The 25,129-nt window shown below is 36.4% G+C and carries 25 protein-coding genes and 1 pseudogene; 22 read left to right on the top strand and 4 right to left on the bottom strand.

From position 1 onward, the window contains the following. Positions 1–347: 347 nt before the first annotated feature. Positions 348–953, top strand: coding sequence for a recombinase family protein (locus ACH0B5_RS07760; protein ID WP_406927664.1), 606 nt, complete (start codon positions 348–350; stop codon positions 951–953). Continuing rightward, a complete protein-coding gene (locus ACH0B5_RS07755) occupies positions 937–1,143 on the top strand; it encodes a hypothetical protein (protein WP_341361596.1) in 207 nt (68 codons plus the stop codon). The genes ACH0B5_RS07760 and ACH0B5_RS07755 overlap by 17 nt, the downstream gene beginning before the upstream one ends. Positions 1,144–1,629: 486 nt before the next feature. On the opposite strand, the pseudogene ACH0B5_RS07750 reads toward ACH0B5_RS07755, so the two are convergent. After that, positions 1,630–2,328: pseudogene (locus ACH0B5_RS07750) on the bottom strand (IS3 family transposase); the annotation flags it as partial. Between the two features lie 218 nt (positions 2,329–2,546). Further along, positions 2,547–2,861 carry a transposase gene (locus ACH0B5_RS07745; RefSeq protein ID WP_044748962.1) on the bottom strand — a complete coding sequence of 105 codons (315 nt, stop codon included), beginning with the start codon at positions 2,859–2,861 and terminating at the stop codon, positions 2,547–2,549. A gap of 722 nt (positions 2,862–3,583) precedes the next feature. Here ACH0B5_RS07745 and ACH0B5_RS07740 point away from each other — a divergent pair. The 4 genes from ACH0B5_RS07740 (at position 3,584) to ACH0B5_RS07725 (ending at position 6,402) form a co-directional block, all read left to right on the top strand. Further along, positions 3,584–4,540, top strand: coding sequence for a S8 family peptidase (locus ACH0B5_RS07740; RefSeq protein WP_341361597.1), 957 nt, complete (start codon positions 3,584–3,586; stop codon positions 4,538–4,540). Then, on the top strand, positions 4,521–5,426 hold the full coding sequence (locus tag ACH0B5_RS07735; RefSeq protein WP_341361598.1) for an SAR2788 family putative toxin: 906 nt from the start codon (positions 4,521–4,523) through the stop codon (positions 5,424–5,426). Before ACH0B5_RS07740 ends, ACH0B5_RS07735 begins: the two co-directional genes overlap by 20 nt. Further along, positions 5,402–5,893, top strand: coding sequence for a DUF7878 domain-containing protein (locus ACH0B5_RS07730; protein ID WP_141603098.1), 492 nt, complete (start codon positions 5,402–5,404; stop codon positions 5,891–5,893). The genes ACH0B5_RS07735 and ACH0B5_RS07730 overlap by 25 nt, the downstream gene beginning before the upstream one ends. 86 nt (positions 5,894–5,979) lie before the next feature. Next, positions 5,980–6,402 (top strand): recombinase zinc ribbon domain-containing protein, encoded by a 423-nt coding sequence (locus ACH0B5_RS07725; RefSeq protein WP_406927663.1) that lies wholly within the window; start codon positions 5,980–5,982, stop codon positions 6,400–6,402. Here ACH0B5_RS07725 and ACH0B5_RS07720 read toward each other — a convergent pair. Together ACH0B5_RS07720 and ACH0B5_RS07715 are read right to left on the bottom strand one after the other, a co-directional pair. Next, a complete protein-coding gene (locus ACH0B5_RS07720) occupies positions 6,332–7,405 on the bottom strand; it encodes a restriction endonuclease subunit S (protein WP_406927662.1) in 1,074 nt (357 codons plus the stop codon). The genes ACH0B5_RS07725 and ACH0B5_RS07720 overlap by 71 nt on opposite strands. After that, positions 7,395–8,858, bottom strand: a complete 1,464-nt coding sequence (locus ACH0B5_RS07715; protein WP_406927661.1) for a type I restriction-modification system subunit M — start codon at positions 8,856–8,858, stop codon at positions 7,395–7,397. The genes ACH0B5_RS07720 and ACH0B5_RS07715 overlap by 11 nt, the downstream gene beginning before the upstream one ends. A gap of 310 nt (positions 8,859–9,168) precedes the next feature. On the opposite strand from ACH0B5_RS07715, the gene ACH0B5_RS07710 reads away from it, so the two are divergent. The 16 genes from ACH0B5_RS07710 (at position 9,169) to pyrE (ending at position 25,049) form a co-directional block, all read left to right on the top strand. Beyond that, the gene (locus ACH0B5_RS07710) at positions 9,169–9,354 is read left to right on the top strand and encodes a hypothetical protein (RefSeq protein WP_406927660.1); all 186 of its coding nucleotides are present in this window, start codon (positions 9,169–9,171) and stop codon (positions 9,352–9,354) included. Between the two features lie 117 nt (positions 9,355–9,471). Further along, positions 9,472–9,642 (top strand): hypothetical protein, encoded by a 171-nt coding sequence (locus ACH0B5_RS07705; protein WP_162835916.1) that lies wholly within the window; start codon positions 9,472–9,474, stop codon positions 9,640–9,642. Then, positions 9,639–11,117: a recombinase family protein gene (locus tag ACH0B5_RS07700; protein ID WP_406927659.1), complete on the top strand. Its 1,479-nt coding sequence runs from the start codon at positions 9,639–9,641 to the stop codon at positions 11,115–11,117. Before ACH0B5_RS07705 ends, ACH0B5_RS07700 begins: the two co-directional genes overlap by 4 nt. A 93-nt stretch (positions 11,118–11,210) precedes the next feature. Beyond that, the gene (locus tag ACH0B5_RS07695; RefSeq protein WP_406927658.1) at positions 11,211–11,450 is read left to right on the top strand and encodes a hypothetical protein; all 240 of its coding nucleotides are present in this window, start codon (positions 11,211–11,213) and stop codon (positions 11,448–11,450) included. Positions 11,451–11,779: 329 nt separating this feature from the next. Next, a complete protein-coding gene (lspA, locus tag ACH0B5_RS07690) occupies positions 11,780–12,259 on the top strand; it encodes a signal peptidase II (RefSeq protein ID WP_122970288.1) in 480 nt (159 codons plus the stop codon). Further along, a complete protein-coding gene (locus ACH0B5_RS07685; protein ID WP_122970289.1) occupies positions 12,256–13,170 on the top strand; it encodes an RluA family pseudouridine synthase in 915 nt (304 codons plus the stop codon). Before lspA ends, ACH0B5_RS07685 begins: the two co-directional genes overlap by 4 nt. A 408-nt stretch (positions 13,171–13,578) precedes the next feature. Next, positions 13,579–14,124, top strand: coding sequence for a bifunctional pyr operon transcriptional regulator/uracil phosphoribosyltransferase PyrR (gene pyrR, locus ACH0B5_RS07680; protein WP_122970290.1), 546 nt, complete (start codon positions 13,579–13,581; stop codon positions 14,122–14,124). 19 nt (positions 14,125–14,143) lie between these two features. Then, a complete protein-coding gene (locus tag ACH0B5_RS07675; RefSeq protein ID WP_122970291.1) occupies positions 14,144–15,433 on the top strand; it encodes a solute carrier family 23 protein in 1,290 nt (429 codons plus the stop codon). A 151-nt stretch (positions 15,434–15,584) separates the two neighbouring features. Then, positions 15,585–16,460 carry an aspartate carbamoyltransferase catalytic subunit gene (locus ACH0B5_RS07670; protein ID WP_122970292.1) on the top strand — a complete coding sequence of 292 codons (876 nt, stop codon included), beginning with the start codon at positions 15,585–15,587 and terminating at the stop codon, positions 16,458–16,460. Between the two features lie 2 nt (positions 16,461–16,462). Next, positions 16,463–17,737 carry a dihydroorotase gene (locus ACH0B5_RS07665; protein WP_406927657.1) on the top strand — a complete coding sequence of 425 codons (1,275 nt, stop codon included), beginning with the start codon at positions 16,463–16,465 and terminating at the stop codon, positions 17,735–17,737. Then, positions 17,737–18,837, top strand: coding sequence for a carbamoyl phosphate synthase small subunit (locus tag ACH0B5_RS07660; protein WP_122970294.1), 1,101 nt, complete (start codon positions 17,737–17,739; stop codon positions 18,835–18,837). The genes ACH0B5_RS07665 and ACH0B5_RS07660 overlap by 1 nt, the downstream gene beginning before the upstream one ends. After that, positions 18,830–22,027: a carbamoyl-phosphate synthase large subunit gene (carB, locus tag ACH0B5_RS07655; protein WP_122970295.1), complete on the top strand. Its 3,198-nt coding sequence runs from the start codon at positions 18,830–18,832 to the stop codon at positions 22,025–22,027. Before ACH0B5_RS07660 ends, carB begins: the two co-directional genes overlap by 8 nt. Continuing rightward, on the top strand, positions 22,027–22,800 hold the full coding sequence (locus ACH0B5_RS07650; RefSeq protein ID WP_341361861.1) for a dihydroorotate dehydrogenase electron transfer subunit: 774 nt from the start codon (positions 22,027–22,029) through the stop codon (positions 22,798–22,800). The genes carB and ACH0B5_RS07650 overlap by 1 nt, the downstream gene beginning before the upstream one ends. After that, positions 22,797–23,708: a dihydroorotate dehydrogenase gene (locus ACH0B5_RS07645; RefSeq protein WP_122970297.1), complete on the top strand. Its 912-nt coding sequence runs from the start codon at positions 22,797–22,799 to the stop codon at positions 23,706–23,708. The genes ACH0B5_RS07650 and ACH0B5_RS07645 overlap by 4 nt, the downstream gene beginning before the upstream one ends. After that, a complete protein-coding gene (pyrF, locus tag ACH0B5_RS07640; RefSeq protein ID WP_122970298.1) occupies positions 23,709–24,416 on the top strand; it encodes an orotidine-5'-phosphate decarboxylase in 708 nt (235 codons plus the stop codon). After that, entirely contained in the window at positions 24,417–25,049 is a 633-nt protein-coding gene (pyrE, locus tag ACH0B5_RS07635; protein WP_122970299.1) for an orotate phosphoribosyltransferase, read from the top strand. The last annotated feature ends 80 nt before the right edge of the window (positions 25,050–25,129 follow it).

Raw genomic sequence — 25,129 nt, 5'->3', positions numbered from 1 at the left:
ATATTTGTCAAGAACTAAATATAACATTAACGAATTGTAATATTTCTAGTATTTTGTTTCTTGAATATATTTTATCAAAATATTCCCTATAAATTGTTCATATAATGTGAATTATTCATGATATAAAAGACGATAATATTCTTGTTAGTACGATTTGTAGTTCAGACATGGAGGAAATGCCCAGTTGCATTTCTTCTTTTTTTATTTCAGTATAAATTTTCCACTATCCCCCTTTTATGAAACGGCTAATTGAAAAAGTTTTAATCGATCAGCTCGATTTAAAACCTAAAATGAAGGGGTTCCTACTTGCCGAAAGTAATAGAATTGTAGAAAAGGAGTAGACTCTCATGGAATCACACCAATATTATGAACCCAATAAATACTATGAAGATTTTATCGCGGTTTATAACAGGGTAAGTACAGCTCAGCAGGACATTCAAAAGCAGATTCTACTTGCTGAATCTTACATTAATAATAATCATATTGATCCACAAAAAGTGATTTGGTTAGAAGATGATAATGTTTCAGCGAATAAATTAGCAATGGAGGAGCGTTCAGGGTTACAAAAACTCCGAATGCTAATACAGCAGAAAAAAGTAAAGACTGTCATCGTTTACAGTCGTGATCGTTTAGCGCGAAATTTTTATGAATACGTTGCAATAGTTAAAGAGTTTTATAAATACGGAATAAAGGTGGTTTTTACATCAACGAAACAACCACCGTTTTCTCCTAAACTGTCGATTGAAGCACTCTATGGAATTTTTGCACAAGTCGAAGGCCAGAATATTTCCAGTAGAAGAAAGGATACAATGAAGCAATTTCCTTCTTCTATATTTGGATATAAACGGATTGGAAAAAGAAAGGATGTTAAGTATATCCCGAATTCAGAAGTAGTTAATGACTTGAAGTCTTTTTTCTATGAAGTGGCTGAAGCTAATGAAGCAGAAAAATGAACTTCTTACATTGATGGAAAGCGAAGATGTAATTGAAACGATTGAAAAGCTCAAAAAGGAATTACTTCAATTCCTAAATTTCGATGAATTAACTGGGGATATTCTTCATCGACTGACTAATCGAATCGAGGTAAAAGAGGACGGTACACCGATTATTCATTATCGATTTGCCACACCAAAAATTGAATAGAGAGAAACCTTATCTTGCCTCATTTTTTCATTTTTGTGTATTCAAAAAATAAATCTCCTATTCCACCCCCCTCAAACCCGCATTCCACCGTTCGAGTTAAAATAGAAATTTCCGACCGAACCCCCATTTTGACGAATTTCCGGATCAAAAATGACCGTTTTTTCCCGCTTTTTATCGCATTTTTTTCAACTTTTTTCGAGAGTTAAAATAGAATTTTCCGATATTGGAAAGCAGAATATTGGAGATAAGATAATGGAGAAAAGAGTTAAAAGCGGATTAACCCCCGAATATTGGACAGTATCTCACTAATTCGCGTAAAACCTTAGTTTTTCTATTCAGTTCATTAGCCATCATTACATTTGTATCCCTAGATTGCTTGACATGGAGCCTCTGCGGGCATCATTTCCCTGCCAGGGACCAGCTATTCACGAAGCTGGCAACGCCAAACAAGGCTATCATGCCCGCCTCTCCATATCAAGCTGGTGCTTATACACGAATTTCCTTAATCTTTATGGCCATGTGCTTGTTTTTTTCAAAAAACTCCATGGGTGCCATGTCTTGAATGCTTCCATGCATGCGAACTTCATTGTAAAATTTCATGAACTCTGAAACGACTTGGTGGACTTCTTCATATGTTTGAAACTCATATCTGCTTAGACAATCATCCTCTAAAATCCGATGAAACGACTCAATATGTGCGTTCATATTTGGAGTTTTAGGTGGAATTCTCTCGTGTTCGATTTCTAGCTTCTCACAGCCTTGTGTAAAGGCATGGGAAATAAACTGTGGACCATTGTCAGATCTTACCACAGGCTTTTCTTTTTGATCATATTGCTGTCGTTTCCATAGGGCTCTTTTTAAGGTCTCAAAGGCATTTTGTCCTGTGCAACTTGTACCAATGTGGTAATCGATGATACTTCGATCATAGACATCAATATAAGAAAGGACAAAGAAAAATCGTTGCTCCCCTTCAATATACCCGTATTTAATATCCGTTTCCCAAAGTTGGTTGGACCCTGTAATGACTCGATTCCTTGCCAGTCTCCTCGGTACAGAGGCTCTCTTTTGCCGCTGTGGACGCAGAATATTTAATTCTTTACATAGCCGATAAACTTTTTTCTTATTGATGACAAGTTTATGCTTTCGTCGGAGTTGTTTGGTCAATTTGCGGTAGCCATAAGCGTATCCATCACCAGCTACTTCTTCAAGTAGTCATTCTTTAATTTGTTCATCCGAGATCTTCTTGCCGTCCTTCGCGATTGAGTATCCTGGTGCTGGACGACCCTCACTTACTTGCTTTTCCTCAACACGATGGTTCTTACGGTAATAGTAGGTTGAGCGTTTTATTCCGATTATTTTCAGCACGGTTTTCTTGGGATAGCCTTTTGAAATCCAATCATCAGCTACTTCAAGTTTTTCAGTAAGTGAGGGTTTTTCTTTTTTATAAGATCACGCAAAATGGCAATTTCTAAATCTTTTTCGCCTAATAATCGTTTTAACTGATCGTTTTCTTGAGACAACTTTTTTGTTTCAAGAGGGGTAGAAACACCTTGAACGCCATCTTGATCGAATTTACCTTCTTTATATTCTTTCACCCAACGATTTACCATATTGGGGCTTAATTCATATCGACGTGCTACTAGAGCAGCATTACCCGTTTCGATTGATTCATTTGCCACTTGTATTTTGAATTCTTTTGAATATCTTGTACGTTTCATGATGTCAGCTCCTTTGATATGAATAGTATAAAATATCTAACTAGAGCTGTCCAAGTTCATTTTGGGGCTTAAGAGAAAGTTAAGATAAAAACATTGGATAAGTATTGAATTATTATTGGATGAGATGCTGGATAAACCCAGTAATACCAATGGGTTAAGAACAGAACTGTATTGAAAAGATATTGGAAAAAGCATAAAAAAACTCGGGCTCCCTATTGGAAAATACCCGAGAAATTATTGGATTTATATCGGAAATCGGAAGTTTATTTTTTAACTAAAACCGGCTCGGAATCGGAAGTTTATATTTTAACTCGGAAATTTATATTGTTGCGTTACATAGGAAGAATTAAGATAATTAGAAACAAAAATACATACTTTCCTCACAAATCACAGTAATTATCAACTATCTATTTTTGAAAATAGACATTATCAACATGCTTAGGAATAATATATTGCGAATTTCCCTCTATTATCCTTTGGCACGAGGAAAGGATTAACAAAGAAATCTGAGGTTTGGTCATCTGAATACCAAACAATTTATTACAGTTTAGTACATAAAATATTCCAATTTGTTATTTGTTGACAAAAATTTCAAATATTTGGTATTATATAAATCGATAATATTGCCCTGTTTTTTAAATTTAAATAAAGGGGGGAGATTTTCTAATATTTTTCAGTAACTCCAAGATTATTAAGTCTAATATTAGAAGGTATTGGAGGAAATGATTAAAAACATTAAGTATCTATTATTCCTCTTGCTAGTACTTTTTATTATCATACTGACTATTAGTGTAGTTAGAAATAACAGCATAGACATTGTTGGCAATGAGGTAAAAACTATTAAAAAACAGAAGATTGACAATTGGGCTATTAATCTTGTTGGATCGAATCCAACGATGGATACTGATCCTATAAAAATTGCAATCTTAGATAGTGGTATCAATAAGACGCACAAAGAATTTGAAGGCTTATCTTTCAAAGAATATAACTCAATTACTCCTGGCGAGAAAATTAAAGATGAATTCGGGCATGGTACTGCAGTAGCTGGAATTATTGCTGCGAAAGGAATTGAGACCACCGGTATTCTAAAGAACGTTATACTTTACGACGTAAAGGTACTTGATGAAAAAGGACGAGGGAAAATTGAAGATGTGATTGAAGGTATTGAATGGAGTATAGCACAAGAAGTTGACATTATTAATATTAGTTTCGGTTTTTCAAGCGACAAAGTGGAACTTAAATCCGCCATAGATAAAGCTATTGAACAGGGAATTATCATCACTGCGGCTGCAGGAAATACTCTTGGTCTAACGATAGATTATCCAGCTCAATATAATAATGTTCTATCCATCTCTTCTTTTGATGAAGAATTTAAACTTGATCCTTTTTCCGGTATAGGGAAAGTTGATTATTCTGCTCCAGGTGTTGAGATTGTATCTACAGATAACAAAGGTGAATACTCAACATTTTCAGGAACATCATTTGCTACGGCTTACGCAACTGGTGTCATTGCTTCAATTTTGAATGAAAGCGATTCAAATTATAATGCTAATACCATTAGAGAAAAACTCTCCCATTATGTTGTGAAACTAGGGGAAAAAGAACACTTTGGAGAAGGCTTTCTAACATTACAAAAAGAAAGGGTAGAGGAGATTTTAAATGAAAAAGAACTTGATTAAACTATTAGTTGCTACACTTTTGTTCAGTAGTATTGCTGGATTTGCTCCATCTGCATTTGCAGAAGAAACAGAAGTTCCCTCGAATCTAGAGAAAGTTTTAGAAAATGCAGAACAAATTGATGTGAATTTTAATGAAAAAGTTGAGGAAGTTTCAAGTACTGATGATACAACAGTATATGAAGTAACCGCAAATGAATTAGGACTTAACAATGACTCATTTGAAATGGTAGTTGAAGAATCCTCTAAACAAGAGATAACTGTAAACTCTGAGTTAGAAACAGGAGATTTGTCATTTGAATCCGAACTTTACATTAATATTGATACCGGTGAAATGTATGTTACCGAAGAACAAATATCCGAAACTGGAGAAGTGACAAAAACAACATACGACATGTTTTTCACAGAAATCGAAGGTGAAGATTTCATAGCATACTTAATTGATAGAAACTCTGGTGAGCTTTTTGAAATCAATACTATTGATGCCCAGGCTTCAGCTATTCCAGTTCTTGGTTTAATAATAAAACAAGGTGCGAAATGGGCTATTAAAAAGTATGGAAAGAAAGCATTGATTAGTGCCTTTGGAAAATACGCATTGAGTAATGCAATTAAAAACGTTGCTAAATTCACAGTAAAGAATAAGCACTTAAAAGGTGATAAAAGAAATTATGCTAAATTTAACACAAGTAGCCAATCTACTGCTAGAGGATGGGTTAAAGAAGCATTACAAAAAGCGAAAGTTTCTAGTTTTGATATAAATGATAGTGATAAGTTATCATTTAGATTCGATGTCAACTTAGGAAAAAAAGTTGGAACAAAAGGTGAAACAAAAATAAGAATAGTGATAGGATATGATGGTAAGATATGGACAGCATTTCCAGTAAAATAACTTTTGAATACAAATTTGTAAGTGATAAAGGAATTATTTCGAATAGAGATAAAAGTGATGTTCCTACCATATTAGCTGTAGAAGCTACACTTACAATAAAAATCAATAATGAATTATACTTTGAAACAGAACTTGCTATTTTAGAATTCTATAAAGCATTATACGAATGGAAAAACAGAGTCACAGATGAACATACTCCAGAATTCCATTATTATACGATTGAATATGACGATTATGAAGATGGTGCTATTCTGTCTTTAATTCCATTTTCAAATAAAGCAAGAGTGAAATCTATTTGGGCAGAGCAAGATTTGTACAATGTTTTTGATTTAGACTATATCGTAAGGGAATTTATTCAATTAGAGCAAAATCTAAAACGAGATATAGAAAATTACTTTGGAATCGAATTGAAAAAATTCATAAAACATATCCCTTTGATGAAAGGTCCTTATTCGGATGATTATTAGCAAATAAAAGAGAGACTTGAATTAAACAAGTCTCTCTTGCTCTTTTCAAGAAAATATTAATATTAATAGGTTCTATACTAATTGAAATGTTTAATACAGTACAGGAGTTAATCATCTCAAGAAGTAGAATTCGTCCTCAAGCAGAGGTTCATCTTTTTACGAATACCCTTTTCTGTGCAGATTGTGGCCGAGGGATGCATTTTAAAAAGAACCGTAAAGGATATGTATGCGGAAACTTTAACAAATATGGCAGCAAGGCATGTTCTGACCATTTTATTAAAGAAAGAGAGCTAGAAGAAATAATCCTGAATGATATAAAGAGTTTTGCACAGCGAATGGATTTAGATAACCTTATCGACCGAGTGATAAAGCAGTTAGAATCTGATACAAAAAATAATACAACCCGTTTAAGCCAAGTTGAACAGAAAATTGAAAAACTCAAAAAACAGAAAGTGCAGTTAACCTCATTGTTTGCCGATAAATTACTAAATTCTTTATATCATCATTAGAAATATTCGCTTGTCGTATCCCTCTACTTAATTTTGTGATTCTTCGTTTAAACTTTTCTTGTTTAAAACAATATAATAAATATTTAACATTAAGATTTTTTAGAGGTTTAATTTTTGCAACGCGTTGATTTAATAGATAAAATTCATAATCATTTGGAACAATACAAACATTACCATAATCCTCTTTTCCTACAGTTCCTGTGAGCGTTATTAATAAATCACTTGGATATACTAAGTATTTCTCATATTTATCAATCACCTTAGAAACAAAGGTAAGTGTAGTTAAATCAAAATATCCTTTATTAACGGTTCCAATTTTAATAACTGGTACTCCCGATTCAACAAATTCAGTACTTTTAAACGCAAAACCACCTGTAATTTCAATATTGTCACCCAATTTTTTTATTGGCCAATTTTGGGGATTTGTAATCGGATCCCCAAACATCTCTAAAAACACACTTTGCATTAATTGGTCTAATGCTTCGATTTGGGCCTTTCTTTTTTTTATTAATGCTCTAACTTGATCTAATATTTTTACTATTCTTAGTTGGGATTCCAAGCTGGGTAAATTAATCTCAATATTACCAATATCTGTTGTCCTAATACTCGGATAAGATTCATCGATAATTAATCTACTAGGTTTGTACCATTCTAAATAGTATTTTAAATAACTATTGTTTACTAAGTTAGAATTCGGAATAATAGCTGCCAAATGGCTAACAATATAAGCATTATCCGTACATATATATACTCTATTTTTCTTACTACTCATTCCACTTTTAGCAAAAAGAATAGTGCCTTTACCGACTTTCTTTAGTTTTAACTTTTTTCCAGTTTCTTCATCTATCTTAGGTAATTCATTAATTTTATTAGATTCTATTAACGCTTCTAAGTGTCCTGCTCGTATAAATGGTAACCCGTTATTTGAAAAATATTTTTCTTTTGGTGCAGAACTTCCGGTCGTTATTTTTGTGATTTCCTTAAGAAGTACTCTATTTACCATTAAGTAATTCCTCCAAATTTTCTAACCCATTAATTATTTCTTTTTCATAACTTTTAATTTTTTGTATCAAAAGTAAAGGATCCTCATACTCCACTTCTTCATACTCAATCTCTTTATATTTATTAATTGACAGGTCATAGTCATTTTCCCGTAGTTCTTCAACAGGTACGAAGAAAGATTGTTCTGTCCGTTTCCGTTCTTTTTCTGCTTCTAAATTGTTAAATCGTTTAATAATGTCCGGTATATCATTCTCTTCAACTGGGTTACGCTTGTCGTCTAGCGAAAATCCGTCTGCTTTCATATCATAGAACCATACGTTGTCTGTACCACCTGCACCAGTTTTTGTGAAAATCATAATCGCCGTTGAAACTCCTGCATACGGTTTAAACACTCCGCTCGGCATAGAGATAATCGCTTCCAGTTTATGATTGTCAATGATTTCCTTTCGTATCGTTTTGTGTGCTTTTGAACTTCCAAATAACACACCATCTGGAACAATGACCGCAGCCCGACCACCCGGTTTTAAAATTCGAATAAATAAGGATAAGAATAATAATTCGGTTTTCTTAGTTTTGGCAATTTTTAATAAATCGTTCGAAACCGCTTCATAATCTAATGATCCTTTAAATGGAGGATTAGCCAGCACTAACGTATATTTTTCTTTATCTTTATTAATTTCAGAAAGGGAATCCCGATAGTCAATATTTGGATTATCGACACCATGCAGCATCATGTTCATGGCACCAATACGAAGCATCGTCCGGTCCATATCATTTCCGTAGAACATGGTGTTATGGTAATGTTCTTTTAAGCCTTGAACAAGAAACATATCATTGTGATGTTTACGTAAGTATTCGCTTGCGGCTACTAAAAATCCAGCCGTCCCCATTGCAGGGTCAATAATAATATCCTCTGGCGTTGGTTTCATGAGTTCAACCATCATTTCAATAATATGTCTTGGCGTACGGAATTGTCCATTTGTACCAGACGTTGATAGTTTCGAGAGTAGATACTCGTATAAATCCCCTTGTACATCCCGATCATCTAATGGTAGATTGTCAATTCCATCAACAATTTTTGCCAACATATTCGCTGTTGGGATTAAAAACATCGCATCTCCCATGTACTTGGAGTATGCTGAATTATCTTTCCCATGTAAGTTTTTAATGAAAGGAAAAACTTCATCAGAAACAACTCGATACATTTCTTCCGGTGAACCGAGCTGTTTAAAACGATGCCAACGTAAATGCTGTTTATCTTCTGGAAAGATACCCTCAAATGGAATACCTAGAACTTCCGCTTCTTTTTCTTTTATTGTTTCCGTTTCATCCAAACTTTTTATAAATAATAGATAAGTAAACTGTTCGATAACGGTTAGTGGGTTTGTAATTCCACCTGTCCAAAACGTTTCCCATATTTTATCTACTTTATTTTTAATTTCCCCTGTAATCATATAACTTCCTCCTGCTGCATCTAATATATCTTCATTATACCTATTTATCTCATTTTATTAAAAGGATAATCTTGGAGACCTATAACTATTTAAGCAATTGATTAATCCAAAATATCTTAAAGAATTTTAAAATCCTATTAAAATACATTGAATCGATAAGTATAATGTTTCAGAACAAATCGGTTAATCTAAGATTTTTTTATTTCGGTTATATTTTTTATAAAATTCCTTTTTCCTCTTCAAATATGAAAAAACGAAGATACAATGCTTTATGCAAAACGGAAAATACAAATAAAAAAGGAGAAGAAAAATGATTAACAACCAAGGAAATCTAAAGGGATTTCTCTATATAAGAGTGAATCATCCATCAAAACTTTCAACAGAAGAACATTCACAGCTAACTAATTTCTTATTTGAGTATAGTAGAAATCGTTACAATGGAAAGGGAAATACCTATAAACATCGCATTGAAGAATATTTGTACAAAGTCAAATAAATAGTGTAACCCAATAAAAAGCGAGAACCGCAGAGGTTACGTAACCATTCAAATTGTTGGTTATGTAATTCTGCGGTTTTTTATATAGAAAATATTATAAAGGGAGAGCGATAAATCATGAATAGATCAGAAAACACCGTTGAGCGAATTTTTGCAGATACTTCGCTCACCTTCATGGATGTTATAAATTCAATTATTGATCATAAAATTGAAGAACTCGTCAATAATGCTAGTAAGGTAAACACTGCTACATCTCAAAAAGACGAGAAGGAGTATGATTCAAAATGAGATGTGCAGTATATGTTCGTGTTTCTACCGATAAAGAAGAACAAAAAGATTCCTTAAAATATCAGCAAGAACTGTTTTATAATTATATAGCGGAAAAAGGTTGGGATATTTACAAATTTTATATTGACGTTGAAAGCGGGACGACGGCAAAACGAGAAGAACTTCAAAAACTTATTGAAGATGCTCAGGATAGAAAATTCGATATCATCCTTGCTAAAGAGTTATCACGCCTTGCCCGAAATGGAGAATTATCCTATAAAATCAAAAACTTATGCGAAAACCAAGGGATTCACATCATTACATTAGATAATGCAATCAATACATTAACAGGTAACACCCATATGTTTGGCCTTTATGCATGGATGTATGAACAAGAATCTCAAAACACGAGTAATCGTGTGAAAGAGACATTAAAAACTCGTGCAAAAAATGGACTTTTTAAAGGATCAAACCCTCCATATGGGTATGAAGTAAGAGATGGAAAACTGTATATCCGTAATGATGAAACACCAAATATTGTTAGACGAATTTTCAAAGAATATTTGGAAGGAAACGGACGACAAAGTATTGCAAGACGGCTATATAACGAGGGAATTCCTACTCCTGCTCAAATAGCTGGAAAAGCAAACGCAGGAGATAAGTGGCATGATTCTACCATTAGATGCATCTTAACAAATCCCCATTACGTTGGGGATCTTGTTCAAGGAAGAACAACGACAGTAAGTGTAACAAGTAAAAGAAGAAAAAACGTTCCTAAAGAAGAACAATTTATTATCAAAAATGCACATGAGCCAATTATATCTAGGGAAACGTTTGATGCTGTCCAAAATCAATTAGAGCAGAGAAGAAAATATATTACAGCACCCAAGATACATCTTTTTACTAATGTCCTCTTTTGTGCCGATTGTGGTACAGGTATGTGGTTCCGAAGCAATCGAGACGGATACATTTGTGGGGCTTATGCGCGTCATGGAAAAAAAGCTTGTACCGCCCACACAATAAAAGAGGATTTTTTAAAAGAAACAATTCTAAATGACATAAAATCCTTAATTCATCAAATTGACAAAGAGCAATATATAAAGAAGATGGAGAGAAAATCGAAAAGTACAAAATCGGATTCTCAAAAGAAAATCAATAAGATTAACAAACAGATGGATGTTTTAAAAAATCGAAAAAGGAAATTCATCAACCTGTTAGCTGACGGAATCATTACCAATGAAGAATATCAAGAGAGTATTGAAGCAACGAACAAGGATTTAACTGAATTAATGGAACAGAAAACTGAACTTCTTTCATTGATGGAAAGCGAGGATGTAATCGAAACAATTGAAAAGCTCAAAAAGGAATTACTTCAATTCCTAAATTTCGATGAATTAACCGAGGATATTCTCCATCGACTGATTAATCGAATTGAAGTAAAAAAAGACGGTACACCGATTATTCATTATCGGTTTGCTACACCAAAAATTGCATAGAGGCAAGAGAGAAACCTTATCTTGCCTCATTTTTTCATTTTAAAACGATCTGCGAAACGCACTCCACATGGGTTGAATGATGCGGGAGAAAAAATGGCAATAAGTCCAGACCCGCTGTTGGAAGAATTACAGCAGCAACTTCAAGGGATTGAATTGGGGCATCCAGAAACGGTTGGTACTCATTTGCAGCCTATTCTGTCGAGTGAAAGAATTTTTGGTATCAATTTATATAAGATTGGCTTGGGTGGTAAAATAGAAAGATATTTTAAACAACTGATTCAAGGTCCAGGTTCGATAAGGGAGACGTTGCATCATCAAATTCAGAGTCTGTGAATTGAATTGGGACATATAGAGAAAACAGAAAAGACGACTTTAAAATGTTGATTTTATAGTCGTCTTTTTTGTGCAAATAGAGCTTCTGAAATCGCCCCTTGTAATAATATTTTCCTTTTCTTCATTCGAATATCACGAAATTTTTTTAAAATGTATCTCCTTGTATAATGAATGGAAGGGTATATTTTTTATTCGTCAGGATTTTTCATTGGGTTACCTAGACAATTATAGATAGGAAATTACATTTAAAAACACAATTGTGGAATAATTATATTTACTTTTTGTTTTATGTTAGAATAGGAGAGATTATTGGCAAACGGGGGAATACTGTGTATAAATACTATAGTTTAGCTGCAATTGTTGTGTTATTAGATCAATGGACTAAATGGTTAATCGTGAAAAATATGGAGTATGGTGAACGTATTTCTGTTTGGGACCCATGGTTTGCGATTCTTTCCCATCGAAACCGTGGAGCCGCATGGGGTATGCTACAAGGTCAAATGTGGATTTTTATCATCGTAACGCTCGTTGTTATCGCAGGTGTTATTTATTATTTCCATAAACAGGCGAAGGGGAAGCCTTTATTTGCCATTAGCCTTATGATTTTATTAGGTGGCGCATTAGGGAATTTTATCGATCGACTGTTCCGTGGTGAAGTTGTCGATTTTGTTGATATCCTTATTCCAATTATTAATTATGATTTCCCAATATTTAACATTGCTGATGCAGCGTTAACAATTTCAGTTATTATGCTTATTTTAGTAATGCTCAAAGAAGAGCGGGATGAAAAGAAAAAGGTGAAAGAATGACAGTTGTAACAATTACAATAGACGAAAACAATGCAGGAGAACGTATTGATAAAGCGCTATCAACCATTCAAGAAGATTGGTCGAGAACACAAGTGGCAACTTGGGTTGGAGATGGAATTGTTAAAGTAAATGGTGAAGAAGTAAAAGCGAAATATAAAGTAAAAGAAGGAGACATCATTGAAGTGGATGTCCCGGAAGCGGAACCGTTAGAAGTAATTCCGGAAAATTTACATTTAGAAATTATTTATGAAGATCAAGATGTACTTGTCGTAAATAAACCTAAAGGGATGGTCGTACATCCAGCTCCAGGACATATGACAGGTACTTTAGTAAATGGCTTAATGTACCATTGTAAAGATTTATCAGGTATTAATGGTGTTCTAAGACCAGGTATTGTTCATCGAATTGACAAAGATACTTCTGGATTATTAATGGTTGCTAAAAACGATCATGCCCATCATTCTTTAGTGGAACAACTTGTTAATAAAACTGTAACAAGAAAGTATACAGCGTTAGTACATGGCCATATTGCCCATGATAAAGGAACGATTGATGCACCGATTGGACGTGATCCGAAAGATCGTCAAAAACAAGCAATTGTCGATAATGGCAAGCATGCTGTTACCCATTTCCATGTAAAGGAACGTATTAGCGGAAAGTTTACTTTAGTGGAATGTCGTTTAGAGACGGGACGTACCCATCAAATTCGTGTCCACATGAACTATATTGGTTACCCATTAGTTGGGGACCCTAAGTATGGACCAAAGAAAACGATTGATTTTGGAGGACAAGTTCTTCATGCAGGTGTTTTAGGATTCGTTCATCCGACAACAGAGGAATATTTAGAATTTGAAGTTCCTCTTCCTCAAGATTATGTGGAATTATTAGAACAACTACGAAAAGAAGCTTAACATTATGTAATTAATTTAATAAACTTTGTTGACTTCCTGTCGTTTTAAGTCTATACTGACAACAGTGAATAACCCACCGTGATGGGAAAGTAACTTAAAAAATAAAATATTCACCTTTAATGGCAGTCCAGAGAGGCTGAGAAGGTACATGTAGAATTGTTATGGAAATTTGATGACATTTACTGCTACTGATTGACTTGTAATCGTAGTACGGAAAATGGCGATGGTGTCTATGTTGTTGACCCATTAAAATGTCCAAACATGTTTTTTCAACACGTATATCCAACCTCTTAAGCTGGTGCTTAGGAGGTTTTTTTATGTCTTAAAGTATACTCTCTGTTTAGTCATTAACGAAAATGGAACGCTATTTATACTGCTTTTGAAATAAGAATGGGAGGAGGAATTCAAATGGGACAAATTACAGAACTTTTAGATGCACCTTCAATGAATCGAGCATTGACGAGAATTGCCCACGAAATTATTGAACGAAACAAAGGAATCGACGAATGTATTTTAGTTGGTATTAAGACACGTGGTGCTTATTTAGCACGAAGACTTGCAGAAAAGATCACAAAAATTGAAGGGAAACCAATTCGGACGGGTGAACTGGACATTACGTTATATCGGGATGATTTATCGACAAAAAATGAAAATGGGGAAGCCCTCGTACAACAAGTAGATATTGACTACGTTGTGAATAATCAAAAAATTGTTCTTGTTGATGATGTGCTTTATACAGGACGGACAGTTCGAGCTGCCCTTGATGCGATTATGGATTTAGGACGCCCTGCACAAATTCAGCTTGCGGTATTAGTGGATAGAGGACACCGAGAATTACCAATTCGAGCTGATTATGTTGGGAAAAACATTCCAACTTCCAGTTCAGAAAAAATCGTCGTTCGCTTAACAGAGGTTGATAGAGAAGATAATGTAACACTACACAAAGTAGATTAAAGGACAGTGGGGGATAAACATGTCAAAAGCAGTTTTGGACATCCAAGATAAACCAACAACAGGACAACTTATTACTCTTAGTTTCCAACATATGTTTGCAATGTTCGGATCAACGATTTTAGTACCGCAACTTGTAGGGTTAAGTCCTTCCATTGCATTACTAACAAGCGGGATTGCAACAATCGTATTTTTATTAATAACTCAATTTAAAGTTCCAGCTTATTTAGGTTCATCCTTTGCTTTCATTACACCGATTTTAATAGCAGCCGGTGGTATAGAAAACGGAGAAAGTGTTCATCCGGGTAATGCCATGATTGGAGCTATGGCGGTTGGGATTGTATACGGAATCGTTTCACTGCTAATTTGGAAAACAGGTTATAAATGGCTCATGCGTTTATTACCACCAATTGTAGTAGCGCCAGTAATTATCGTAATCGGTCTTGGTTTAGCAGGAACAGCAGTTGATATGGCGATGAACGTTAATGAAGAATATAGTTTCCTACACTTTACTGCAGCTTTGGTTACTTTATTCGCTGCGATTATCTTTAATGTATATTTCAAAAATATTTTAAGTACGATGCCAATTCTCCTTGGGTTAATCGTTGGCTACATATATTCAACCATCATCGGTATTGTAGACTTTACACCGGTAAAAGATGCAAAACTTTTTCAAGTTCCAGACTTCTTAATTCCAGGTGTACATTATGACTTCAATGTTACATCACCGATTTTACTTGCAATGGTACCAATTGTTATTGTAACGATTTCAGAACATATCGGTCACCAATTAGTTTTAGGTAAAGTTGTCAATCGAAATTATATAAAAGAACCTGGTTTGCATAGATCTTTACTAGGTGATGGATTAGGAACATTTATTAGTGCCTTTCTAGGCGGTCCACCGAAAACGACATATGGTGAAAACATTGGTGTGCTTGCAATAACAAGAGTCTTTTCCGTGTATGTCATTTTAGGTGCAGCGGTATTAGCAATACTGTTCTCCTTCTTCGGTAAAGCAATGGCATTAGTACAAACGATTCCTACAGCAGTACTTGGTGGAATTTCCATTTTGTTATTCGGTATTATCGCTTCTAGTGGGTTACGAATGCTTGTTGAAAACAAAATTGATTTCGGAAATAACCGAAATATGGTCATTGCCTCTGTCATTTTAGTAGTAGGAATTGGAGGAGCGGCTCTAAGATTTAATGAATCCTTTGCCATTGAAGGGATGGCGTTGGCTGCAATTGTAGGGGTTATATTAAACCTTGTTTTACCGGGAAGAGAAAAAGAAGTGAATAATTTAGAAGAATAAAGATACCTTTTAATGAATTGTCCAGAGAGGCAAAGAAGGGGAATAGACAGACCTAGGTACGTTGTTTAACGTAGCCTTAGCTTGTCATACCTCCTAAGCCTCGCAAACGATTGCGAGGCCTTTTTATTAAGTGTATTTGGAGGAAAAGACAATGAAAAATTTACTTTCAATGGAACATTTATCAAATGAAGATGTTATGGCGATTATTGAACGGGCAGCTCAATTTGAAGCAGGGGAGCCTAGTAAATTAGCGAAATCTTACAACGTAGCAAATCTTTTCTTCGAACCAAGTACAAGAACGAAAACAAGTTTTGAAATGGCTGAAAGAAAAGTAGGATGTACGGTCATTCCGTTTGATGCAGGCTTTTCAAGTGCTCTAAAGGGAGAAACGATGTATGACACTGTGAAAACGCTAGAGATGATTGGGTTGGATGCTGTTGTTATACGAGCAAAAGAAGATGAATACTACAACGAATTACTTGAAGGAATTGAAGTGGCTGTCATAAATGCAGGGGACGGAGCAGGGCAACATCCTTCTCAAAGTCTATTAGATTTATATACGATTTATAAGGAATTCGGATCCTTTGAAGGATTAAATGTAACGATTGTCGGTGATATTTCCCATAGTCGTGTAGCAAGGTCCAACGCAACCTCCTTAAAACGGTTAGGAGTCAATGTTCGGTTTTTATGTCCGCCGGAGTGGGCAGGAGAATTTGAAGCCCACCACTCATGGGATGGCCTTTTAGAAGATAGTGATGTCATTATGCTACTGCGAATTCAACATGAACGACATTTAATCAATAAAAGCTTTTCAAAGGAAAGCTACCACGAGCAATACGGTTTGACCTTTGAACGGGAAGGGAAGATGAAGCAAAATGCAATCATTATGCACCCGGCACCTGTTAATCGGGATGTAGAAATTGTTTCTGAATTAGTCGAATGTCATCGCTCTAGAATATTTGATCAAGTAAGAAATGGCGTTTATGTGAGAATGGCGATTTTAGAAATGATTCTGAAAGGAAGATAAACATGACGAAATTTATACAAAATATCAAAATGCTAAATGACCAAAGTGAACTAGTGGATACAACAATAACGATTGAAAATGGAAAAATTTCAGCCATTGGTGGAAAACAACCAATTAATGCTGAAGTGATCGATGGAAATGGCCATCTGCTAGCGCCTGGCTTTGTCGATGTTCATGTCCATTTACGCGAACCTGGATTTGAGCATAAAGAAACAATCGAAACAGGTACAGCCTCCGCTGCAAAGGGTGGGTTTACGACAATATGTGCGATGCCGAATACGAAACCAGTGCCCGATTCGGTTGAAAATTTAGAACTCATTAATCACTTAATTAAAGAAAATGCAAAAGTTCGTGTTCTTCCTTACGGTTCTTTAACAGTTGCCCAGTCTGGCGATGCCAGAACGAATTTAGCGGAATTAAAAGCCCACGGTGCCGTAGCCTTTTCGGATGATGGAGTCGGTGTACAACTCGCTTCTACTATGTATGAACAAATGCAAGATGCAGCGAAGCTTGACATGGTAGTTGTTGCCCACTGTGAAGATAATTCCTTAATCTATGACGGAGTAATGCACGAAGGAAAACGCAACAAAGAGCTTGGCTTACCAGGGATTCCTTCCATCTGTGAATCAGTACAAATTGCCCGCGATGTCCTTTTAGCAGAAGCAGCTGGAGCAAGATATCATGTATGTCACGTTTCAACAAAGGAATCTGTGCGGGCTGTAAGGGATGCAAAACGTGCTGGCATTCGAGTGACAGCTGAAGTTTGTCCTCATCATTTATTATTAGAAGAAATGGATATTCCGAGTGACGATGCGAATTGGAAAATGAACCCACCGTTACGAGCAAAGGATGATCAAGATTCCTTACATCAAGCATTACTTGATGGCACAATTGACTGTATCGCTACAGATCATGCACCTCATACAGTTGAAGAAAAATGCTGTGAGATGGTAGGAGCACCCTTTGGAATTGTTGGTTTTGAAACAGCCTTTCCCCTTTTATATACCCAATTTGTAGAGACGGGGAAATGGACGTTAAAACAATTAATCGATTGGATGACTGTAAAACCTGCTGAAATTTTTAACCTTCCATACGGAAAAATTGAAGTAGGTGGTTCGGCTGACTTGATTTTAATCGATTTGCAAAAAGAACAAACAATCAACGCAGAAGAGTTCGCATCAAAAGGGCGCAATACGCCATTTAACGGTTGGACTGCAAAAGGATGGCCAGTATTAACAATGGTAGAAGGCAACATCGTCTATGAGGAGGCAAAATAATGAAAAAACGACTATTGATTTTAGAAGATGGAACAGTTTTTAATGGGGAAGCTTTCGGAAGTGATAAAGCATCTCGAGGGGAAGTGGTTTTTACGACAGGGATGACTGGATATCAAGAAACTTTATCAGATCCGTCGTTCTATGGACAAATCGTTACATTTACTTACCCATTAATCGGCAACTACGGAATTAACCGTGATGACTTTGAATCAATTACGCCGGCTATTAAAGGGATGGTTTGTAGAGAGTTGGCAAAGGAACCTTCCAACTTCCGTAGTGATTTATCATTAAACGATTACTTACTATCACAGGACATTCCTGGAATTGAAGGAATCGATACACGAAAATTAACTCGCATTATCCGATCTAAAGGTGCAGTAAAAGCAATGTTAACTGCTGCAGATGAAGACGTAAATGTAGAGGAAATTGTGAATACGTTAAAAGCAACGCCTCTTATGACGAACCATGTGAAAGAAGTGTCACCAAAAGCGGCATATCCAAGTCCAGGTAGAGGAAAACGGGTCGTGTTGATGGATTTCGGCATGAAACATGGAATTTTACGTGAATTAAATAAAAGGGATTGTGACGTTTTAGTTGTCCCTTATAACACGTCCGCAGAACAAATTTTAGCTTGGCATCCAGATGGAATTATGCTTTCTAACGGACCTGGGGACCCAGCAGATGTTACGGAAGGGATTGAAACAATCTGTCGATTAATCGGAAAAGTGCCAATTTTCGGTATTTGTTTAGGTCACCAACTATTTGCTCTAGCTTGTGGTGCAAAAAGTTTCAAATTACCATTCGGACACCGTGGAGCGAATCACCCAGTAAAAGACTTACGTACTGGACGTACAGAGTTAACGTCTCAAAACCACGGATATGCCATCGATGAAAATTCTTTAGAAGGAACGGATTTAGAAGTAACCCATGTCGCTTTAAATGATGGAACAGTAGAAGGGTTACGCCATAAAAAATATCCGGTGTTTACCGTACAATATCACCCAGAAGCCTCACCGGGGCCAGAGGATTCAAATCATTTATTTGATGAGTTTATTGAATTAATGGAAGCCTATGCAGGGAAGGAGAAACAACATGCCTAAACGTACAGATATAGAAACTATTTTAGTAATCGGATCAGGTCCTATCATTATTGGGCAAGCAGCAGAATTTGACTACGCAGGAACACAAGCTTGTCTTTCATTAAAAGAGGAAGGCTACCGTGTAATTTTAATTAATTCGAACCCTGCAACCATCATGACGGATACGCAAATTGCGGACAAAGTTTATCTTGAACCAATCTCTTTAGAATTTGTTTCTCGAATTTTACGTAAGGAACGTCCAGATGCCATCCTACCTACCCTTGGCGGTCAAACAGGGTTAAATATGGCGATTGAATTAAACAACTCGGGTATTTTAGATGAGTTAGGAATCGAGATTTTAGGAACAAAACTTGATGCGATTCATAAAGCGGAAGACCGAGACCAATTCCGTAACTTAATGTATGAGCTTGGTGCACCTGTACCGGAATCAGATATTATTCATAACTTACAGGAAGCAAAGAACTTTGTTGAAAAAATCGGTTACCCAGTAATCGTTCGCCCTGCCTTTACCCTAGGAGGAACAGGGGGAGGTATTTGTCATAACGATCAAGAATTAGAGGAAATCGTAACGAGCGGTTTAAAATATAGCCCAGTAACTCAATGTTTACTTGAAAAATCGATTGCTGGTTACAAAGAAATTGAATACGAAGTAATGCGTGATTCTATCGATAATGCGATTGTTGTATGTAACATGGAGAACTTCGACCCAGTGGGCATCCATACAGGGGATTCCATCGTTGTGGCTCCTTCCCAAACGTTATCGGATCGCGAATATCAAATGTTGCGTAACATTTCATTGGACATTATTCGTGCGCTAAAAATTGAAGGTGGATGTAACGTTCAATTAGCCCTTGATCCAAATAGTTTTAATTACTATGTTATTGAAGTAAATCCAAGGGTATCTCGTTCGTCAGCATTAGCGTCAAAAGCAACGGGTTATCCAATTGCGAAACTCGCAGCTAAAATTGCAGTAGGTTTAACTTTAGATGAAATTATTAACCCTGTAACAGGTTCAACTTACGCAGACTTCGAACCCGCCCTTGACTATATCGTAGCTAAAATTCCACGTTGGCCTTTTGACAAATTTGAATCTGCAAAACGTAATTTAGGAACGCAAATGAAGGCGACTGGAGAAGTAATGGCATTAGGACGTACGTTTGAAGAAGCGATTTTAAAAGCAGTACGTTCTTTAGAAACGGGTCAAGTCCATATCGAATTAAAACATGCAGACGACAATTCGGATAACTGGATTGAAAAACGTATACGTAAAGCTGGAGATGAACGTCTATTCTTCATAGCTGAAGCCCTTCGTCGTGGGGTAACGATTGAACAAATCCATGAATGGTCCCAAATTGACTTATGGTTCTTAAATAAACTTCAAAACATTATACAAATGGAATCAACTTTAACAGAAAACGTAAATAATCCTGTCGTTTTACGCCAAGCTAAACGTATGGGCTTTGCTGATAAGAAAATTGCGGAACTTTGGCAAACAACGGAAAAGGAACTTTACGAATATAGAAAAGAACAAGGAATCATTCCAGTTTATAAAATGGTGGATACTTGTGCAGCGGAATTTGAATCAACAACACCATACTTCTACGGAACTTATGAAGATGAAAACGAATCAATCGTAACGGATAAACCGTCTGTTGTTGTATTAGGTTCTGGTCCGATTCGAATCGGTCAAGGGGTTGAGTTTGACTATGCAACTGTACACTCCGTATGGGCAATCCAAGAAGCAGGTTATGAAGCGATTATTATTAACTCGAACCCTGAAACAGTTTCAACAGACTTTTCAATTTCAGATAAGCTGTACTTTGAACCACTAACAATTGAAGATGTTATGCATATTATTGATTTAGAAAAACCAATTGGAGTAGTAGTTCAATTTGGTGGTCAAACGGCAATTAACTTAGCAAATAAACTAGCTGAAAATGGTGTGAACATTTTAGGTACTAGTTTAGAGGCGATTGATCGCGCGGAAAATCGTGATAAATTTGAACAAGCTTTACACGAACTAGGTATTCCACAGCCAGCAGGGGAAACGGCAGTATCTACAGAAGAAGCACTAGAAATCGGTAAAAAACTTGGCTTCCCAGTTTTAGTTCGCCCTTCTTACGTACTTGGTGGGCGTGCAATGGAAATTGTTTATAATGAACAGGAATTGAAGCATTACATGGAAAATGCTGTAGAAGCATCTCCGGATCATCCTGTATTAGTTGACCGCTATTTAACTGGTCAAGAGTTAGAAGTAGATGCCATTTGCGATGGAGAGAACGTATTAATTCCAGGTATTATGGAACACGTTGAACGAGCAGGGGTTCACTCTGGTGATTCAATTTCGGTTTATCCGCCGCAAAAATTAACAGAAGAACAAAAAGCTACTTTAGTTGATTACACGACTCGATTAGCAAAAGGGTTAAACATTGTAGGATTAATGAACATTCAATACGTTCTTTCAAAAGGAGAAATTTACGTAATTGAAGTAAACCCACGTTCAAGTCGTACTGTACCATTCTTAAGTAAAATTACAAACATACCGATGGCTAACATTGCAACTAAGGCAATTCTTGGTCAATCGATAATAGAACAGGGTTATACAACTGGCCTTGCTAAAGAGCAAAAAGGCGTTTTCGTAAAAGTACCGGTATTTAGTTTTGCAAAACTTCGCCGTGTAGACATTACGTTAGGACCTGAAATGAAATCAACAGGGGAAGTAATGGGGAAAGATGCTACCTTTGAAAAAGCATTATATAAAGGTTTTGTAGCATCCGGTATGGAAATTAAAAGCCACGGAACGGTTTTATTTACAGTTTCCGATAAAGATAAAGAAGAGGCAATTGGCTTAGCTAAACGTTTTAACACAGTTGGCTATCGAATTATGGCAACTGAAGGTACTGCACGCAGTTTTGCAGAAGCTGGTATTCAAGTCGATGTAGTAGGAAAAATCGGTTCTAAGGAAAAAACATTGTTAGATGTCATTCAAAACGGTGAAGCTCAACTAGTAGTGAATACATTAACAAAAGGGAAACAACCTGCTCGTGACGGCTTCCGTATTCGACGTGAATCCGTTGAAAATGGGGTTGCATGTTTAACATCCTTAGATACAGCTGAAGCTATGTTAGAAGTAATCGAATCGATGACATTTACGGCAGAAGAAATGCCAAAAGCGGAGGTATTTCATTAATGATTCAACAAGAGCGAATGATCGTCGTTCGTCAAAGTGAAATTGCTCATCATATTTTTGAACTAACTTTACAAGGACAAATTGTTCAGGACATGAATCCTGGACAATTTGTCCATATTCGAGTGTCAGAAACCTTTGAGCCACTTCTTCGACGACCTATAAGTATTGCAAATATTGATAAAGAAACAGGAGAAGTAACGCTCATCTATCGTGCAGAAGGGAGAGGAACAAACCTCCTATCTCAAAGGCAAGTTGGCGATGAAGTTGACGTTCTCGGTCCTTTAGGTAATGGTTTTTCCGTGGAAACAGCTCCAGAAGGTGGAACAGCTTTACTAGTTGGTGGTGGAATTGGTGTACCACCGTTATATGAACTATCTAAACAGTTAAATGCACGAGGTATTCGAACGATCCACGTCTTCGGCTTTGCAACGGAAGAAGTGACTTTTTATGAAGAACAGTTTTCAACTTTAGGCGATACCCATTTCGTTACAGTGGACGGAACGAAGGGAACGAAAGGTTTTGTAACAGATTTACTAGAGGAGTTAAAACCTGAATTTGATGTTTTCTATGCTTGTGGTCCAATGCCGATGCTTAGAGCATTAGAACAATTTTATCCGGATAAACAAGGATATCTTTCCTTTGAAGAACGGATGGGTTGTGGTATAGGTGCTTGTTTTGCATGTGTTTGTAAAACGACTGATAGTGCGGATAAAGATTATGTGAAAGTATGTTCAGATGGACCGGTATTCCCGAAAGGAGTTGTACAACTATGAGACATTTAACGATTCAACTCCCAGGTTTAGAATTAAAAAATCCAATCATGCCTGCTTCTGGTTGTTTTGGTTTTGGTAAAGAATATGGTGGGCTATATGATCTCTCTAAACTAGGAGCCATTATGATTAAAGCAACTACGGTGGAAACGCGTTTAGGAAATCCGACTCCACGGGTTGCTGAAACACCTGCTGGGATGCTAAATGCGATTGGATTACAAAATCCAGGTTTAGAAAAGGTAATGGCAAATGAACTTCCATGGCTAGAGCGTTTTGACGTACCGATTATTGCGAACGTTGCTGGTACAACTACGGAAGACTATGTAGAAGTGGCAAAAAAAATATCAACTGCTCCAAATGTGAAAGCTTTAGAACTAAATATTTCTTGTCCAAATGTAAAGCATGGTGGGATAACTTTCGGAACAGATCCAGTTGTTGCCCGAGAACTAGTCGAAGCTGTAAAAGCAGCTTCGACTGTACCTGTTTATGTAAAACTTTCACCAAATGTAACAGACATTGTTGAAATTGCAAAAGCCGTTGAAGCTGGTGGGGCAGACGGTATTACAATGATCAATACGTTAATTGGTATGCGACTCGATGAACGAACAGGGAAACCGGTCATTGCGAATGGAACTGGCGGACTATCTGGACCTGCTGTAAAACCCATTGCCATTCGTATGGTATACGATGTGTACAAGGCGGTTTCGATTCCGATAATTGGAATGGGTGGTGTTTCTTGTGCCCAAGACGTCATTGATTTTATGTCGGCAGGAGCTTCTGCTGTTGCAGTTGGCACAGCAAACTTTGTCGATCCATTTGTGTGCCCGAATATTATTGATGCATTACCTGCTAAATTAGAAGAACTTGGTGTGAAACATATTAAAGAAATCATCGGAAGGAGCCACCGATAAATGAATAACAAACCAATTATTGCTTTAGATTTTCCTGGAGAGCATGAAGTATTTCATTTTTTGCAACACTTTCAAGAGCCGTTGTTCGTTAAAATTGGGATGGAACTTTATTTACAGGAAGGCCCTGACATTGTTCGAAAAGTGAAGGAACAGGGCCATGATATTTTTCTAGATTTAAAGCTTCATGATATTCCGAATACGGTTAAATCGGCAATGAAAGGGTTAGCTCATTTAGGAGTAGATCTTGTTAATGTTCATGCTGCCGGAGGTATTCAGATGATGGAAGCGGCATTGGAAGGTTTGGAAGCAGGTACTCCAGTTGGCAAAAAAAGAGCAAAATTAATTGCAGTAACCCAGCTTACCTCCACAACGGAAGAACAAATGAAAAGCGAACAACAAATTCATTTATCTCTATTAGAATCAGTATTGCATTACGCAAAAATAGCTAAACAAGCACAACTTGATGGCGTTGTATGTTCAGTTCATGAAGCAAAAATGATTGCGAACGAATGTGGAGAAGAATTTTTACGTGTAACGCCTGGCATTCGTTTAGCTGGTGGAGATGTTCATGATCAAAAACGGATTGCGACACCAGATGGAGCTCGCGCGGATGGATCATCTCTTATCGTTGTTGGCCGAGCTATAACGGGCTCGAGGGATCCACTTGCTGCATATAAAGAAGTTTGTTCATTATGGGAGGGAAACTAAATGTCAGTACAAAAGGAAATTGCAAAAGGTATGTTAAAGGTTGGAGCAGTTGAATTAAATCCAACAGAATTATTTACATGGGCGTCAGGTATTAAATCACCAATTTATTGTGATACACGATTAACCATTTCAGATGTCTCTGTACGTAAACAAATTGCTCGAGGTCTTGCAGAAAACATAAAAAAACATTTTGGTGAAACAGAAGTTGTTGCTGGTACAGCTACTGCTGGGATTCCACATGCAGCATGGGTTTCAGACCTTTTAGAGTTGCCAATGGTATATGTTCGTTCAAAAGCAAAGGAACATGGTCGAGGTAATCAAATTGAAGGGAAAATTCAACCTGGTCAAAAGGTTGTTGTAGTGGAGGATATTATTTCTACTGGCGGTTCATCCATTACTGCAGTCGAAGCATTACGTGCCGCTGGTTGTGAAGTTGTTGGTGTCGTATGTGTATATACATATAATTTACCTCACGCAGAACAGGCTTTTGAGGAAATAGGAGTGAAGTATGTTTCATTAACAAACTTTGATTATCTTGTGGAAGCTGCATCAGAAACGGGAATAATTGAAGGGAACGATATTCCTTTCTTACAAGATTGGCATAGTAAACTAAAGGCAGGAGAACTTAAATAAAGTGGTTCTAAGTCAAATGTTGGGGTGAGCATTTAGCTCACTCCTAATTTATGCGACCCGAACATCTATATTTTTATATT

The organism is Ureibacillus sp. 179-F W5.1 NHS, from assembly GCF_045369345.1.
Lineage (GTDB): Bacteria > Bacillota > Bacilli > Bacillales_A > Planococcaceae > Ureibacillus > Ureibacillus halotolerans.
This window is presented reverse-complemented; position numbering and strand designations above follow the sequence as displayed.

Coding starts and splice junctions, on each gene's coding strand:
- ACH0B5_RS07760 (WP_406927664.1), top strand. CDS start 348: ATGGAATCACACCAATATTATGAACCCAATAAATACTATGAAGATTTT.
- ACH0B5_RS07755 (WP_341361596.1), top strand. CDS start 937: ATGAAGCAGAAAAATGAACTTCTTACATTGATGGAAAGCGAAGATGTA.
- ACH0B5_RS07745 (WP_044748962.1), bottom strand. CDS start 2,861: ATGAAACGTACAAGATATTCAAAAGAATTCAAAATACAAGTGGCAAAT.
- ACH0B5_RS07740 (WP_341361597.1), top strand. CDS start 3,584: ATGATTAAAAACATTAAGTATCTATTATTCCTCTTGCTAGTACTTTTT.
- ACH0B5_RS07735 (WP_341361598.1), top strand. CDS start 4,521: ATGAAAAAGAACTTGATTAAACTATTAGTTGCTACACTTTTGTTCAGT.
- ACH0B5_RS07730 (WP_141603098.1), top strand. CDS start 5,402: ATGGACAGCATTTCCAGTAAAATAACTTTTGAATACAAATTTGTAAGT.
- ACH0B5_RS07725 (WP_406927663.1), top strand. CDS start 5,980: ATGTTTAATACAGTACAGGAGTTAATCATCTCAAGAAGTAGAATTCGT.
- ACH0B5_RS07720 (WP_406927662.1), bottom strand. CDS start 7,405: ATGGTAAATAGAGTACTTCTTAAGGAAATCACAAAAATAACGACCGGA.
- ACH0B5_RS07715 (WP_406927661.1), bottom strand. CDS start 8,858: ATGATTACAGGGGAAATTAAAAATAAAGTAGATAAAATATGGGAAACG.
- ACH0B5_RS07710 (WP_406927660.1), top strand. CDS start 9,169: ATGATTAACAACCAAGGAAATCTAAAGGGATTTCTCTATATAAGAGTG.
- ACH0B5_RS07705 (WP_162835916.1), top strand. CDS start 9,472: ATGAATAGATCAGAAAACACCGTTGAGCGAATTTTTGCAGATACTTCG.
- ACH0B5_RS07700 (WP_406927659.1), top strand. CDS start 9,639: ATGAGATGTGCAGTATATGTTCGTGTTTCTACCGATAAAGAAGAACAA.
- ACH0B5_RS07695 (WP_406927658.1), top strand. CDS start 11,211: ATGGCAATAAGTCCAGACCCGCTGTTGGAAGAATTACAGCAGCAACTT.
- ACH0B5_RS07685 (WP_122970289.1), top strand. CDS start 12,256: ATGACAGTTGTAACAATTACAATAGACGAAAACAATGCAGGAGAACGT.
- pyrR (WP_122970290.1), top strand. CDS start 13,579: ATGGGACAAATTACAGAACTTTTAGATGCACCTTCAATGAATCGAGCA.
- ACH0B5_RS07675 (WP_122970291.1), top strand. CDS start 14,144: ATGTCAAAAGCAGTTTTGGACATCCAAGATAAACCAACAACAGGACAA.
- ACH0B5_RS07670 (WP_122970292.1), top strand. CDS start 15,585: ATGAAAAATTTACTTTCAATGGAACATTTATCAAATGAAGATGTTATG.
- ACH0B5_RS07665 (WP_406927657.1), top strand. CDS start 16,463: ATGACGAAATTTATACAAAATATCAAAATGCTAAATGACCAAAGTGAA.
- ACH0B5_RS07660 (WP_122970294.1), top strand. CDS start 17,737: ATGAAAAAACGACTATTGATTTTAGAAGATGGAACAGTTTTTAATGGG.
- carB (WP_122970295.1), top strand. CDS start 18,830: ATGCCTAAACGTACAGATATAGAAACTATTTTAGTAATCGGATCAGGT.
- ACH0B5_RS07650 (WP_341361861.1), top strand. CDS start 22,027: ATGATTCAACAAGAGCGAATGATCGTCGTTCGTCAAAGTGAAATTGCT.
- ACH0B5_RS07645 (WP_122970297.1), top strand. CDS start 22,797: ATGAGACATTTAACGATTCAACTCCCAGGTTTAGAATTAAAAAATCCA.
- pyrF (WP_122970298.1), top strand. CDS start 23,709: ATGAATAACAAACCAATTATTGCTTTAGATTTTCCTGGAGAGCATGAA.
- pyrE (WP_122970299.1), top strand. CDS start 24,417: ATGTCAGTACAAAAGGAAATTGCAAAAGGTATGTTAAAGGTTGGAGCA.